Source organism: Hymenobacter psoromatis (genome assembly GCF_020012125.1).
In the GTDB taxonomy this organism is placed as follows: Bacteria; Bacteroidota; Bacteroidia; order Cytophagales; family Hymenobacteraceae; genus Hymenobacter; species Hymenobacter psoromatis.
This window is the reverse complement of sequence record NZ_JAIFAG010000002.1, coordinates 41,329-54,456: the sequence shown is the minus strand read 5'-3', so window position 1 is coordinate 54,456 and position 13,128 is coordinate 41,329. Positions and strand designations below refer to the sequence as shown.

The following is a 13,128-nucleotide window of genomic DNA, read 5'->3' as shown; positions in this document are numbered from 1 at the left end:
ATCTACTGCAAAAATCAATCATGGCTCTAGGCCCGGAACGCCCCCGGCGAGAGCTCGGTGTGGCGCTTGAAGAAATTACAGAAATGGGCCACTTCCGCAAAGCCCAGGCTGTCGGAGACTTCTGAAACGGTCCAGTTCGTTTGCTTGAGCAGCAACTTGGCTTCCTGGACGACACGGCCGCCAATCAGCTCGGTGGTGGTGCGGCCGGTGCTCTCTTTCAGTACTTTGTTCAGGTGATTGACGTGGACGGCCAGGCGGTCGGCGTACGCGGTGGCCGTGCGCAGCTGCAATCGCTGCTGCGGCGATTCGATGGGAAACTGCCGCTCCAGCAGCTCGCCAAACAAGGAACTGACCCGGGCCGAGGCACTGTGGGCGGGGTAGAGGGCCGTGGCGGGCTGAAGCTTCTGCCCGAAATGAATCAGCTCCAGCACGTAGTTGCGCAACAAATCGTACTTGAAGGCATAACCCGAGCTGATTTCTCTCGTCATCTTCTGGAAAATGGCCTCGATTTCCACGCATTCCTCGTCCGTGACCGTAAAAACGGGGTAGCCGCCTGCTCTAAAAATCGGCAACTCATCCAGGACCACCCCGCTTTTGGCCGGTAGCAGAAACTCGGACGTGAAGATGCAGAAGTAGCCTGTCTGGTCCATCTCCAGGGGGAGCCAATGGTAGGGCACCTTGGGGGTAGCAAAGAGCAGGGCATTCTGCTCAATGTCAATTACTTTGTCGGCATACTCGGCCCGGCTGCGCCCGCGATTTAGGCTGATTTTGTAATACGCCCGCCGGTTGTAGGGGCTGGGCGGCGTCTTCCCTTTTCCGAGTCGGCGGAACAGGTCGGCCACGTTAAAAATATTGAAATGCCCGATTTCCCGCTGGATATCCGGCGGGAGCAGCGTGCTGGGTTCGGCATCAACGGCCGTGGCCACCGCGGTATAAAAATCGGCGAGGGAGGGACCTTTCATGACGGGTGGCGGTTGCGGAATTCAAAGATAGGGGGGGCACCACATAGCCTTAAATGGCACTAGAGCAAGCTCAGAGCGATGTTTAACACGTCTTCAAAAGCTAGTTTGCCTGCCCCGGCCTGGGCCATCACGCGCAAGCCAGTCAGGGTGACATGGAAAGAGCGGGCCAGCGCCCGGGCGTCGTGCTGGCTGCGGATAGTGCCCAACTGCTGGGCTTTGCGGAATGCTAGGAAGAAGGCTTCCTCCACGGCCTGCATACTCGCGCGCACTAGGGTGCCCACGGCCAGGTCGTTCGTCGCCAGTTCGGTGGTGGAGTTCACCATCAGGCACCCGCCTTTCTCTCCCAAATGCTCGTTCTGCTGGATAACCAGGTCAAACAGCTGACGCAGCGTGGCGGGCAGGTCGTCGGCCAGGGCTAGCAGTTCGATGATCGGCACGAAGGCGCGTTGGTTGTACTGCCGTAAGGCTCGCAGAAACAGGCCCTGCTTGTCGCCAAACGTATCGTAGAGGCTGGATCGACTGATGCCCAGCGCCGCCACGAGGTCCTGGGCTGAAGTACCGTGGTAGCCCGTGGCGGTGAAAAGCTGAATCGCTCTCTCCACTATCTCGGTTTCGTCAAATTTCTTACCGCGTGCCATGCTGAAAAGCTCCGTAAAACTACCCTGCAAAGCTACCCCGCCGCTCGGCGTTGCGGCCGGGCAGCCCCAGGGTTCGGAGTACCCCGCCCGTCCTTAAAAGAAAAACTGCTCCTGCACAATTTTCCCGTCCGCCACCTGGTAAACGCAGATTTCGCTCACCTGCTGGCGGCCGGGGCCGCGCAGGGTCATATCCATTTGCATGGCCACGCTGAAATACCGCTCCCCCAGCAAGGGGGCCGAAACGACCAACTCGTGCATCGTTTCTACCAAGTTCAGGAAGGCGGCCCCTTCCGCCTGAATGGCCTCCAGGCCCCGCACGGGGCGGAAGGTGCCGTTTTCCGGCTTGAGGCTCACGGCCGTGTCGGCGTACAGCTCGGCGCGGGCCTGCGCGTTCAGGCCCTGCCGGCAAAGATGCACGAGGCGGTCGGCCAGTTGTTGGGTGGTCATATGAAAAAACGCTAAGAAACTGATTTAAAGGCTATTTTGGCTACTGATTCGTCCTACGTCAGCGAGATACCCCCGTCCACAGTCAACTCGGTGCCGGTGATGAACGTGGAGTCATCCGAGGCCAGAAATAAGGCCGCTTCAGCAATCTCGACTGGCTCCCCCATGCGGCTGAAGGGCACCTGCACCTCGTAGCCCGCCACCTGTCCCGGCGTCAAACCGGCCACAATGGGCGTGTTAATGGGGCCGGGGCTGATGACGTGGAAGCGAATTTTGCGGCTTTTTAACTCCAGCGACCACACGCGGGCAAACTGATGCAAGGCCGCTTTGCTGGCGCTGTACGCGCTCAGGCCGGGCACCGCTTTGGTAGTGGCCATTGTACCAGTCATGATGACCGAAGCCCCGTCCTGCAAAAGCGGCAGTGCCTTTTGCACGGTAAAAAGCGTGCCTTTCGCGTTCAGGTTAAAATTTTGGTCGAAGTGCGCTTCGGTGATGGTGCCCAGTGTGGGGCCGGGCGCGGCATAGCCCGCGCTGGCAAACAGGATGTCCAGCTTGCCCCGCTCGCGCCGCACAGTCTCAAACAGTCGGTCGAGGTCGGCGAGGTTGGCCGAATCGCAGCGCACGCCGGTTACGTCGTGCCCAATGACTTGCACGGCTGCGTCTAGTTCCGGCTGCCGCCGCCCTGTGATAAACACGGAGGCTCCCTGTTCCACAAATAATTTCGCGGTGGCCAGGGCCATACCGCTGGTAGCGCCTGTGACGACGGCCACCTTGCCGTGGAGTTTTTTCATGAACTGTTGGAATGTTTGTTCCACAAAGCTAATTTATTTGGAACGATAATTCCTAATTGGTTTTAAGGATTGCTTTTTGAAAAAAGGCGGATTTGCACGTTAAGATGCCACACTGGAAAAATACCACATTGTTCCCACACAGGTCGGCAATCGGAAACCGCACATATTTCCAGAGTTGTCCGGGAAGCAATCTTACGTTAAGGAACTTTTCTCAGAATTAGGAGGGGAAAATGCACCTACAACTACCCCAAAATCCTGTTTATCTAGGCCGAGAAATTGCCGGTAAGTACTCAGAGCCTGATGCATCTGGAATTAAGGTTCTCGCTATAACGGGGCGGCAAGTTCCGCTATCCCCAACCCAACCGTTTTTTAAGCTAACCGGCTGCTGGGCGACCAGCGCATGCTTTTTGGCCAACTAACAACTTTCGGCCGGTTGGCTTGCTTTTCTAGCTATGAAAGAGTTCTTCGCTTATTTACTGCAATTCGGCCGCTTGACCCAGCCCCAGCAAGACCTAATAGCTCACCAAGCTTCCCGCGTTACCTTGCGCAAAGGCGACTATTTCGTGGCGCAACAGGTGGGCTTCGTAGAGGCGGGCGTGCTGCGGGTGGGTTCCTATACCGAGCAGGGGGAAGAGCTTACCAGCTACTTCATCGAGGAGCAGCACCCGCTGCTGGACATCCGGCCGCCGGAAGCCGCCGGCACCCCTTCGCCCTGCTTGGCGCAGGCCCTCACCCATTGTCAGCTCGTGGTCTTCTCTGCGCAGCAGTGGCAAGCCTTTGCTCAGCTTATTCCCGGCTGGGAGGTTATCACGCAGAAAATTCTTGCGCAGGCGCTACGAGTGAAGATGGAACGCGTCCTACCCCTGGTGGTCCAGGATGCCGCCGCCCGCTATCGGTCTTTCCTCATTACGTATCCGCACCTCGCTAACCGCGTGCCGCTGGCCTACGTGGCCGCTTATCTGGGCATGACCCAGTCGTCCCTGAGTCGGATAAGAAAGAACATCTAGCAGCAATCCTTTTGCCATTTGGCAAAAAGTCGCTTGATTGGGGACGGGACCTTTGCACCGCTACTTCAGCTTAACCAAGTGACCCTCACGAAGCCGGTCGCGTTACCCCAGAACCATATATGCACCCCCAACTTGTTGCCCTGGTTACCGGGGCCAACCAAGGTATTGGCCTCCAGATTGCCAAGGACCTCGTAGCGCACGGCTACACCGTACTGGTGGGCTCGCGCAGCCTCCAAAACGGCAAAGACGCGGCGCAGACCATTGGCCCGGCGGCTCATGCTCTGCAACTCGACGTGACACAGCCGGCCTCGATTGCCGCCGCCGCGGCGCGTATCCGGCACGCGTTCGGCCGGCTCGACGTGCTTGTCAACAACGCCGGTATTGCCCAGGCGGGCCAACCAGGCCGCTCGAACGAAGCAATCATGCAGGATAGCCGTGCGAGCAGCGCCTCGCTCGACGAGGTACGGGCCGTCTTCGAGACGAACGTGTTTGGGGTAATTGCCGTCACCCAGGCTATGCTGCCGCTGCTGCGGGAAGCGCCCACCGCCCGCATCGTCAATGTCGGGAGCCCGCTCGGCTCGCTTACCTTAAACGCGGACCCGGCCTTCCCGTACCGGCAGGCGTACAGCGTGGTGTATGCCGCCTCGAAAACCGCGCTCAATGCCGTGACGCTGGCCTTCGCCATTGACCTGGCGCAAACCAACATCAAAGTCAACATAGCGAGTCCGGGCTCGACGAAAACGGCCATGAACAGTGCCGGCACTGATACGGTTGAACAAGGAGCTCAATACATCGTGCGCGTGGTTCTCGACGAGACCGAGCCGACCGGCACCTTCACCGGACCGGGTGGCTCGCTGCCCTGGTAGCCGCTGCTGTTCCGCGACGACCATTGCCGATATGGTCAGCTGGCCTGCCCACGCCGCTTGCGGTCTACTTTCGTGGAGTACTCAATTTGGATAAGTGATAAAAGCCCTGCTCGGCAAGCTGTCAGTGGGGCTTTTTAAGTGGTGTTTTTTGAAATAGTCCATCAACCCAGTATTCCTTAGCGTTGTTTTACGCACCCAGGGTGTTGTTAAACAAACAAGCCACCCCCCGACTCGGCCACTCATGTGTGCGCTTATCTTAATTATTATCTTGTCTGACAATGTATTGCTCAGTGAACAAATAAAATGCTACTCTTGACGTTCGTTTTCGCTAGCCACTTTCAATTCCGTTAAAGGGCAGGTAAAACCATTGAAAAACCGATGGTTTACAGCGTTTTGGCTCCTTATCAGGAGCGACCATGCCATTTGGCCACGGACTCGGAGGTTTTACCCTACTTGTTTCATAACACCCATGGATTCCCGCCCCCGCAAACCCTTGGCCCCTGCCTCGGGTTAAGCCGTTGGACGTTCGACTTGGTGTACTGAAGTAATTCGATGGATAGATCAGTAAACGTGAACGACGGAACCCTGGGGAGTGACGCGCGCCTGTTCCGCCTCGTGGCGCCGGTGGCGTGCCTCGTCTACCCGGCGTTGGTGTCGCGCATCTCGGGCGTATCACCCTTCTTTTTAGTGCCCGTTCTTCTCGTTCCGGTTTGTTGCGCGTACGTGGCGTTTCGCACCGCGGGCACTGGATTCTTGAACGCGACCGCAATTGCCCACTTCGGCGTTGGTGCGCCGGCCTTGTACTCGCTCATGGGGCAGTGGCTCGACTCCCAAACGCTATGGGCAATCCACGCCGATGAAGCATGGCTCGGCCTGTGGGGTTTGTTGACAGCCGTGTGCTTCCTGGATAAGCCAGCGGTGTGCCTTCAAGCCGAGACCTCTTCTCGTCTCGCGACCATGCACGGGGTTTCGGCGCTGCCAATCGTGCTCTTCGCGTTGCTCCACCTAACCAATCACTTGGCCGGGGTGTGGGGCGGGCAAGCGCACGCGGCCTTCATGCTGCAAGCCCGTCGTCTTTACCGCTACCCACCGCTTGAAATCGCGCTGGTCTGCTGTTTTGTATTTCAATTTGTTACCGGGCTCGTGTTGACGTGGCGGGGCATCGCCAGGGAGCTCGCCGACGATTGGCTGAAACGACTCCAGAGGATATCGGGCGCCTATCTGGCCGTCTTTCTCCTGTCGCACGCCAGTGCCATCGCCCGTGCCCGGTACCTTCAGCACACGGATACCAACTGGGTTTGGCTTACTTCCTACAACCTGCTAACGGATAAGTGGAGCGCTCGGTTGACGCCCTATTACTTCCTGGGCATCGTTGCCTTGAGCCTACATTTAGCCTGTGCTGCGCGCTTCGTGCTGCTGGCCCACGGCACAAAATCAACGGCCGCCAACCGGGTCTTTGGCCTCGTCGCGGGGACAGGAGCTATTGCGGCGGTCGCCATCATGGTCGGCCTCGTTCGAGGGTCCATCCACGTGTGACGGTTACGCCCTTGCGCACGACGGGCACGGCTATAGGGCGGGCCCGTTTGGTAAGCACTGGGCGATAGCGAGCCGATGCAGGTGCTTTGCCGCGTGCTACACGCCAGTGTGGCCGGCTATTATTAGTGGCTGGGTCGGGCAGACCGACCGGCACCTGGTTGGGAGCACGCGGCTACCGCGGCCTTCTCGCGCCACGCCCAGCGCTACGGCACCCGGTGCTTACGGGCAGAATTGCGCACCGGTGGCCACGCCGTGGGCGGTTCTGCGTTGGGTACCTGGCTGCGTCGTCGCGGTCTACGCGCGTTGAGCACCCGGCCGCACCACCCACGCACGATGGTGGCCGACCCAGCGGCTATCGTGGCTGAAAATCTGCTGTTCGGCCAGCCGGCACCCACTGCCTTTCATTAAGTGTTTTTAATGGGCCATCCCAATCTTGGTTAAGAGCCTGTTAAAATTTACGGATGAGGTGTCGGATACTGGACAAATACATGATTGCCTCGGTACTGCTGGTTTCGCATTCGAAGTCGCGACTTAAGCGCCGGTCCCATTGCAGCCAGCTAATGGAGCGCTCGACGACCCAGCGCACTGGTTGGGGTATGAAGCCGCCGCGGCCGGTTAGGCCCGGTGCCGTTTCCAGCCGCCAGCCGCAGTGGGCCTGGACCCAATCGGCCAGCGGGCGGCCGTCATAGCCGGCATCGGTGAGCACCAGCCTTAGCCGTTTAAATTCCTGCTGGTGTAGTTTTTCGAGTACCGCCCGGCCGCCGGTGCGGTCGTTCTCATTGGCCGGCCCGACGTGGGCGGCCAGCAGGCGGCCGCCGGTATCGACGGTGAGTTGGCGCTTGCGGCCTTGGATGTATTTGTGCCCATCAAAGCCCTTGTCGAGCACGCCGCGTTCGCTGCATTTGACCGACTGCGCGTCCACGATGGCCACGCTCGGACTGGCCTGACCCGAGGGAGCCGACTGCTGGCGGTCCTGCTCGACCAGCACTTTATTGAGGCCGGCCCAGCGCCCGTCGGCCTGCCAGCGGCGGAAGTAGTAAAAGCAAATTGGGTAGGGTGGAAAGTCGTGGGGCAGCAAGCGCCACTGGCAGCCGCTCTTGGCCAAATAAAGCAACGCGTTGACAATGAGGCGCAACGAATACTTGCGGCGGCGGGCAACGGGCAAAATAGTTTCCATAACTTGCCACTGGGAATCAGTCAGGTCCGTTTCGTACATCTTCGGTCGGATGAAGAAATTACGGTAACCTGGCTGGTTTCTTTTTGTCTAACAGCTACTTGTGAATTTTAACAGGCTCTTATCTGTCGTCCGCTTGTCGAGTAATACATGCAACGAAGCGGTAGGGCGGCTTCGACAAGGGGCTGGTACACCACCGGCATCGACCCGCTGGCCACGCGCAACGAAGCGGTAGAAATGCTTCGACAAGCGGACGCCGGAGGAGTAGAACAAATCACAAAAAATCAAGCATTTAGCCGTAAATTACGTCTGCGCTGGTACGAATTTGCGCTTCCCCCTCATGACCGACCTTAAAAATCAAATTGTTTTAGTCACCGGGGCCACTTCTGGCATTGGCGAAGCCACGGCCACCGAGCTGGCCAAAAGGGGCGCGCACGTCATTATTTTGGCCCGCAATGCCGAGAAAGCCGCCGCCACGCAGCAGAAAATCAAAGCCGCCGGCCCGGCCCCGGTCGACATTTTGCTGGCCGACCTGGCCGACCTGGACCAGGTGCGCCGCGTTGCCGCCGAGTTCAATGCCCGCTACCCGCGCCTCGACGTGCTGGTGAATAACGCCGGGCTGATTCTGGGAGCCGAGCGCCAGGAGTCGCCCCAGGGCTACGAGTTGGGCCTGGCCACCAATCACCTCGGCCCATTCCTGCTCACCAGCCTACTTTTTGAAAAGTTGAAGGCCAGCCCGGCCGGCCGCATCGTCAACGTGGCAGCGGTGGTCTACGGCATGGCCAAGCCCAATTTCACCGATTTTCAGTCGATGGAGAACTACGGGGCGCTGGCGGTGTACGCCAACACCAAGCTCTACAACATCATGTTCACGCAGGAGCTGGCCCGACGGATGCGCGCCCACGGCATTACCAACGTGACCACCAACGCGCTGCACCCCGGCGTAGTGGCCAGTAGCTTCGGCAGCGGCGCCCATGGCTTGTTGAGCATCTTCGTGAAGCTGGCCCGGCCCTTCGGGCTTTCAACCGCGAAAGGGGCTGCAACCAGCCTTTACTTAGCTTCCTCGCCCGCTGTTGCCACCACCAGCGGCGGTTACTTCAACGAGAAAAAGCCAGAGGCGGTGAAGCACCGCTTTAACACACCCGAAAATGCCCGCCGCCTCTGGGAACTGAGCGAGGCGCTGACGGACACGAAGCTGCTGGACTAAGCGTCCATCCGAAAAGGAGCCAAGGGCGGCCCGAGGAAGTGAGCGGGGAGGCCCGGTCCATGGCTTTCCGCCCGCTTACCGTTCGAATACGCGCTTCGCCGCCTCCAGCCGGGGCACGCTGATGTGGAGCCGCCGCGCTTCGGCCAAGACCTCCACGCAGCACGACTTGGCTTCCGCTACTGCAATCGGGCCGGCAAAGGCGGCCTTAAACGGCGGGCTGATTTTGAGCAGCGCCCGCAGGGCCAAGCTCGCCAGCCAGGGTGGTAGCCGGTAGAGAAAGGATTCCGAGGCATTGTTGCTCATGTTGACGCCCCGCGCGGCTACCACGCGCAGCAACTCCTGGATGTGCCGCACGGCTGCCTTGCCCTGCGTAGGGGAGGTCATCACTTGCGCCACTGCCCCTCCGGCGAGCGCTTGCGCGTAAAAACCGGTGATGATGGCAAAATGCAGCCACAGCCAGCCGCGAAAATCTGCATGTTCCTCCAAGGTGAAGCCGCTGTGCCGAAACAGTTCGCGCACGACTACTTCCCGTGCCGTAGGGACCGTGCCGAATGTACCAAAATGCACCTTATTGAACAGCGCCCCCACGAGCTCGCCCTTCGCCGTGATGCTCCCGCCGGCCTGCGGAAAGCCCCAGGCCAGCTGCCCGGCGGGCAGCGCCGACGCTGCTTGCTGCGGCTCCTGCCAGAAATTATTGAAGACAAGCACCGTCGCGTTGCCCACCTTCGGAGCCAAAAAAGTAGCTGCTTCGCTGAACTGGTAGTGCGGCACGCTGAGGACAATTAACTCGTAGTCGTGGTCGCCCGGCAGGTCTTCGCGCAGGCGAATGGGCCAAGGCTGGGCCACGCGCACGCCGCTACTTTTGGCACGGGCATCCAGCAGGTCAAGGGTCAGCGTGGGGCCGAAGTGCGCGGCACGGCCCGGCCGGACATAGAACTCCACGGTGTGGCCGGCTTGTTCCAGCGCCCAGCCGTATTGCGAGGTGATAACGCCTCGCCCAAACAATAGTATTTTCATAAAGACTTTCGTTGCGTCGCCAAGTTGGACTTACCCGCAGAGGCTATCTGGGTGGGCCAGCGCTATACCTGTCAAGCTGGACAGCCCGCTCCGTTTTGGGCGGCGATCTCAAAAGTATCTTAGCCGCCAGTTGCCGGCAAGAGGGCACCCGGCCGTCTATTATGCACCAACTGGTAAGAAATGAGCGACAACGCGGTGAACGACCTAAAAAAAAGCGATTATTTTGAAAATTTGCAGCAACGCTTAACCAATCGCTGCGAATCAGCGGACGGTGGGGCCTTGCAGGAGGCCTACGCCTTTCTGGCCCACAAGTGGACGCTGCTGGTGCTGGGCGCGCTGGCCCACGGCCCCCGGCGCCACGGCGAAGTGCAGCGGCAAGTAGTCGGCATTTCGCCCAAGATGCTGACCCAAACGTTGCAAAAACTGGTGCAGTACAACCTGGCGACGCGCACGGTCTACCCGCAAGTGCCACCGCGGGTGGAGTACACCTTAACTGCGTTCGGGGAAAGCACCGCCGAGCCCATAACGGCCGTGCTAGCATGGTACACCCGCTGGGAAACGGAAATTCTAGCGGGCGTCCAGCCAAAAGCCGCCTAGAGAGCGGCTCGCGCTTGTTGCCTCACGCCGTCGCGCCGGTGCGCCGAAGTCTTAGCTTTTCCATGCACGTTTCCAAGGTCTTGGGGTTGACGTCGAGTCGCCGCGCCTAAGGCCTTACTTCTGTGCTCGCCGGTGCGGCCTAGGGCCGCCAAAGTGTAAGCCTGCTCCTGCTTGCTAGGGTTTGCATAGCGGCGAGGTCTTCGGCACAACGCACGCGTGAGGCCCCCCACTGTACGGGAGAGTAGGGCGAGCGCCGCGTAGCTGACCCCGTACTAAGGCTGCGCTGCTCGCGGGCTTAAATAATCATTTTCGAGATATTGGCGCTATTGTTTGTGCCCGGATGTGTGGTAATAGCCCCTAGAATAACCGCTCACTTCGAAGAAAATGACGGCCTCGTGTACAATTCATCTACAACCCCTACTTGCTTAATAGTACCCTTTGCGTTTTTATTTTAGAATGATTGTTCCATTATTAAAATTGTCTCGTACGTTTGCAGAACGATTGTTCCAAATTAATCTCCCTTTTATGAATCGTTTACAGGGCAAAGTAGCCGTCATCACCGGCGGCAACAGCGGCATTGGCTTCGCCACCGCTCAAGAATTTATTGCTGAAGGCGCGCGGGTCGTCATCACCGGCCGTAATGCGCCGGCCGTGCAGCAAGCCGTGGCCCAGCTCGGTAGCTCGGCCGTCGGCATCGTCTCCGACGCGGTAAGTATGACCGACTTGCGGCAGCTCGCCGGCCAAGTACAGACGCACCACGCCCGCATCGACGTGTTGTTTGCCAACGCCGGCGTCTCGTACGCTGCCCCGCTGGTCCAGGTTAACGAGGCGCATTTCGATGCGCAGTTCGACATCAATGTCAAAGGCGTCTATTTCACCGTGCAGCAGCTGTTGCCGTTGTTCAACGACGGGGGCTCCATCATTTTAAACGGTTCGACCACGGCGCACCGGGCGTTTCCCGGCATCTCGGTTTACTCGGCCACGAAGGCGGCCGTGGTGGCCCTGGCCCGTAACCTTTCGCTGGAACTGCTCGACCGCCGGATTCGCGTGAATGTCCTTAGCCCCGGCCCAGTAGACACGCCCATCAACCACAAGATGTTCACTAGGCTTGGGATGTCGCCCGAAGCCGCGCAGCAGGCGGCCGCCAGCTATGCGGAAGTAGTACCCATCAAGCGCGTCGGCCAGCCGAAGGAGATTGCCACGGTGGCCACCTTCCTGGCGTCCGATGATTCGTCGTTTGTGCTGGGCGAGGAAATTATCGCGGGCGGCGGCATCGCTACGCTTTAGCTCCGGGAGCCTGGCTTGGAGGTCCGCCAGATGCACTGGCCCAGTACCGCCCCTGCTACGCCAGTGCATCTGCGCGTGGGGGTAGCTTTCGGCCTCAACGAGTGATACAACCTCTTTCGGCACAGTATCTTCGGCCCCATGGTTTACTATTTGACAAGACCGCCTGATGGCCCGTCCCCGCGCGTTTGATGAAGCCGTAGCGCTGCAAAAGGCGCTCGACACGTTCTGGCACCGGGGGTACAGCGCCACGTCGATGGAAGACCTGGTGGCGGGCACGGGGCTGAACCGGGCCAGCCTCTACGCCACGTTTGGCGACAAGCACCAGCTATTCATGCGGGCCCTGCGCCAGTATCAGCAGCAAGCCTACCAGAACTTGACGGCGCTGACGGCCGACCCCGACGTCCCGGCGCTCGACCACGTACGCCAGATTCTAGCGCTAACGGCGGGTCTGTGCTTCGCGGACGAGCAGCAAAAAGGCTGTTTTATGGTGAACACCATCACCGAACTGGTGCCCTACGATGCCGAGGCCCACGCGGTAGCAAGCCAGTACCAGCAGTTTTTTGAAACCCTACTGACCACCATCCTGAGCCGGGGCCAGCAGCGCGGCGAAGTGCGGCCCACCGCCCCGCCCCAGGCGCAGGCCCGTCTGCTGCTGAGCGTGCTCAACGGGCTGCGCGTGCTTTCCAAGGCCAATTCCGACCCTCAGCTGCTACAGGATGTACTGAACACGGCCCTGCTGGCTCTGGCCTAGAAGCTACCCGTACCTGACAGCGCTGACGCTGGCCAGGCGCCCAGCCACCGCCCCGGCATCCGGCGGCGCCACGCCCCATTCCGTGCTTTCCTGCCCTGCCCATGCGAGGCAGGCCAGGGAAAAGCGGCGTTAAATCTCATCAGCGAATGCCTTTGCTGCCCCGAACGGCTGCCTAGTGGTGGCGGGGCGTGTTATAAAATCACCTTTTACCCCACTCAAACCATTATGGAACTACGTCATCACACTACTCTGATAACTGGCGGCAGCAGCGGCCTAGGCCTGGAGTTTGCCCGGCAGCTACTGGCTCTGGGCAACACGGTGCTCATTACGGGCCGCGACCAGACCCGGCTGGACCAAGCGAAGCAGCAGTTGCCGCAAGTGCACACCTTCCGCAGCGATGTGCGCGACCCCGCCGCGATTGCGGCTCTGCACGCACAGGTGGTGGCCCGGTTCCCCGCGCTCAACATCCTCGTCAACAACGCGGGGGAAATGCGTAAGCTGAACCTGAACGACCCCACGCTGTCGTTGCACGACGTGACGCAGGAAGTAGAGGTCAACCTAAGCGGGCCGATTCGGATGGTGCAGCAGTTTCTTCCGCACCTCAAAACCCAAAAAACCGCCGCCATTCTCAACGTAAACTCCGGGCTAGCACTAGCTCCCTTCCCGATTTCGCCGGTGTACGGGGCCACCAAAGCAGGGCTTCACTCCTACACTCAATCATTGCGGGTGCAGCTCAAACCAACAGCCGTGCAAGTGTTTGAGCTCGTCGCTCCGGCGGCCAATACCCCCCTTAACGACCGGCTGGGCGACGTCGTGGACAAGAGCCAGCTGATGGGCCTTGGTTAAAAGTT

Annotated in this window: 15 protein-coding genes; 9 read left to right on the top strand and 6 right to left on the bottom strand. The window is 59.7% G+C overall.

Annotated elements, in window-relative coordinates:
* Positions 1-26: 26 nt before the first annotated feature.
* From LC531_RS21365 to LC531_RS21350, 4 genes are all read right to left on the bottom strand, one after another.
* The gene (locus tag LC531_RS21365; RefSeq protein WP_223654163.1) at positions 27-962 is read right to left on the bottom strand and encodes a helix-turn-helix domain-containing protein; all 936 of its coding nucleotides are present in this window, start codon (positions 960-962) and stop codon (positions 27-29) included.
* Positions 963-1,021: 59 nt separating this feature from the next.
* A complete protein-coding gene (locus tag LC531_RS21360; RefSeq protein ID WP_223654161.1) occupies positions 1,022-1,600 on the bottom strand; it encodes a TetR/AcrR family transcriptional regulator in 579 nt (192 codons plus the stop codon).
* Positions 1,601-1,693: 93 nt separating this feature from the next.
* Entirely contained in the window at positions 1,694-2,047 is a 354-nt protein-coding gene (locus tag LC531_RS21355; protein ID WP_223654159.1) for a nuclear transport factor 2 family protein, read from the bottom strand.
* A 53-nt stretch (positions 2,048-2,100) separates the two neighbouring features.
* Positions 2,101-2,835, bottom strand: a complete 735-nt coding sequence (locus tag LC531_RS21350; protein WP_223654157.1) for an SDR family NAD(P)-dependent oxidoreductase — start codon at positions 2,833-2,835, stop codon at positions 2,101-2,103.
* Positions 2,836-3,287: 452 nt separating this feature from the next.
* Between LC531_RS21350 and LC531_RS21345 the strand changes: the two genes are divergently transcribed.
* The 4 genes from LC531_RS21345 to LC531_RS21330 all read left to right on the top strand — a co-directional run bounded on the left by LC531_RS21345 (position 3,288) and on the right by LC531_RS21330 (position 6,652).
* Entirely contained in the window at positions 3,288-3,842 is a 555-nt protein-coding gene (locus LC531_RS21345; RefSeq protein ID WP_223654155.1) for a Crp/Fnr family transcriptional regulator, read from the top strand.
* A 119-nt stretch (positions 3,843-3,961) separates the two neighbouring features.
* Positions 3,962-4,708, top strand: a complete 747-nt coding sequence (locus LC531_RS21340; RefSeq protein ID WP_223654153.1) for an SDR family NAD(P)-dependent oxidoreductase — start codon at positions 3,962-3,964, stop codon at positions 4,706-4,708.
* Between the two features lie 570 nt (positions 4,709-5,278).
* On the top strand, positions 5,279-6,244 hold the full coding sequence (locus tag LC531_RS21335; protein ID WP_223654151.1) for a hypothetical protein: 966 nt from the start codon (positions 5,279-5,281) through the stop codon (positions 6,242-6,244).
* A gap of 231 nt (positions 6,245-6,475) precedes the next feature.
* Positions 6,476-6,652 (top strand): hypothetical protein, encoded by a 177-nt coding sequence (locus tag LC531_RS21330; protein WP_223654149.1) that lies wholly within the window; start codon positions 6,476-6,478, stop codon positions 6,650-6,652.
* Positions 6,653-6,692: 40 nt separating this feature from the next.
* Here the strand turns inward: LC531_RS21330 and LC531_RS21325 are convergent, their stop codons facing one another.
* Positions 6,693-7,460: an IS5 family transposase gene (locus LC531_RS21325; protein ID WP_223654147.1), complete on the bottom strand. Its 768-nt coding sequence runs from the start codon at positions 7,458-7,460 to the stop codon at positions 6,693-6,695.
* Positions 7,461-7,758: 298 nt separating this feature from the next.
* On the opposite strand from LC531_RS21325, the gene LC531_RS21320 reads away from it, so the two are divergent.
* Entirely contained in the window at positions 7,759-8,625 is an 867-nt protein-coding gene (locus LC531_RS21320; protein WP_223654146.1) for an SDR family oxidoreductase, read from the top strand.
* A gap of 75 nt (positions 8,626-8,700) precedes the next feature.
* On the opposite strand, the gene LC531_RS21315 is transcribed toward LC531_RS21320, so the two are convergent.
* Positions 8,701-9,642 (bottom strand): ketopantoate reductase family protein, encoded by a 942-nt coding sequence (locus LC531_RS21315; RefSeq protein WP_223654145.1) that lies wholly within the window; start codon positions 9,640-9,642, stop codon positions 8,701-8,703.
* Between the two features lie 231 nt (positions 9,643-9,873).
* On the opposite strand from LC531_RS21315, the gene LC531_RS21310 reads away from it, so the two are divergent.
* The 4 genes from LC531_RS21310 to LC531_RS21295 all read left to right on the top strand — a co-directional run bounded on the left by LC531_RS21310 (position 9,874) and on the right by LC531_RS21295 (position 13,123).
* Positions 9,874-10,239 (top strand): winged helix-turn-helix transcriptional regulator, encoded by a 366-nt coding sequence (locus LC531_RS21310; protein WP_223654144.1) that lies wholly within the window; start codon positions 9,874-9,876, stop codon positions 10,237-10,239.
* Positions 10,240-10,764: 525 nt separating this feature from the next.
* Positions 10,765-11,526 (top strand): SDR family oxidoreductase, encoded by a 762-nt coding sequence (locus LC531_RS21305; protein ID WP_223654143.1) that lies wholly within the window; start codon positions 10,765-10,767, stop codon positions 11,524-11,526.
* A gap of 166 nt (positions 11,527-11,692) precedes the next feature.
* The gene (locus LC531_RS21300) at positions 11,693-12,277 is read left to right on the top strand and encodes a TetR/AcrR family transcriptional regulator (protein ID WP_223654142.1); all 585 of its coding nucleotides are present in this window, start codon (positions 11,693-11,695) and stop codon (positions 12,275-12,277) included.
* A gap of 225 nt (positions 12,278-12,502) precedes the next feature.
* On the top strand, positions 12,503-13,123 hold the full coding sequence (locus LC531_RS21295; protein ID WP_223654141.1) for an SDR family oxidoreductase: 621 nt from the start codon (positions 12,503-12,505) through the stop codon (positions 13,121-13,123).
* Positions 13,124-13,128: the final 5 nt, after the last annotated feature.

Excerpts from the sequence above, each read along its gene's own strand:
- LC531_RS21365 (WP_223654163.1), bottom strand. The coding sequence starts at position 962 with ATGAAAGGTCCCTCCCTCGCCGATTTTTATACCGCGGTGGCCACGGCC.
- LC531_RS21360 (WP_223654161.1), bottom strand. The coding sequence starts at position 1,600 with ATGGCACGCGGTAAGAAATTTGACGAAACCGAGATAGTGGAGAGAGCG.
- LC531_RS21355 (WP_223654159.1), bottom strand. The coding sequence starts at position 2,047 with ATGACCACCCAACAACTGGCCGACCGCCTCGTGCATCTTTGCCGGCAG.
- LC531_RS21350 (WP_223654157.1), bottom strand. The coding sequence starts at position 2,835 with ATGAAAAAACTCCACGGCAAGGTGGCCGTCGTCACAGGCGCTACCAGC.
- LC531_RS21345 (WP_223654155.1), top strand. The coding sequence starts at position 3,288 with ATGAAAGAGTTCTTCGCTTATTTACTGCAATTCGGCCGCTTGACCCAG.
- LC531_RS21340 (WP_223654153.1), top strand. The coding sequence starts at position 3,962 with ATGCACCCCCAACTTGTTGCCCTGGTTACCGGGGCCAACCAAGGTATT.
- LC531_RS21325 (WP_223654147.1), bottom strand. The coding sequence starts at position 7,460 with ATGTACGAAACGGACCTGACTGATTCCCAGTGGCAAGTTATGGAAACT.
- LC531_RS21320 (WP_223654146.1), top strand. The coding sequence starts at position 7,759 with ATGACCGACCTTAAAAATCAAATTGTTTTAGTCACCGGGGCCACTTCT.
- LC531_RS21315 (WP_223654145.1), bottom strand. The coding sequence starts at position 9,642 with ATGAAAATACTATTGTTTGGGCGAGGCGTTATCACCTCGCAATACGGC.
- LC531_RS21305 (WP_223654143.1), top strand. The coding sequence starts at position 10,765 with ATGAATCGTTTACAGGGCAAAGTAGCCGTCATCACCGGCGGCAACAGC.
- LC531_RS21300 (WP_223654142.1), top strand. The coding sequence starts at position 11,693 with ATGGCCCGTCCCCGCGCGTTTGATGAAGCCGTAGCGCTGCAAAAGGCG.
- LC531_RS21295 (WP_223654141.1), top strand. The coding sequence starts at position 12,503 with ATGGAACTACGTCATCACACTACTCTGATAACTGGCGGCAGCAGCGGC.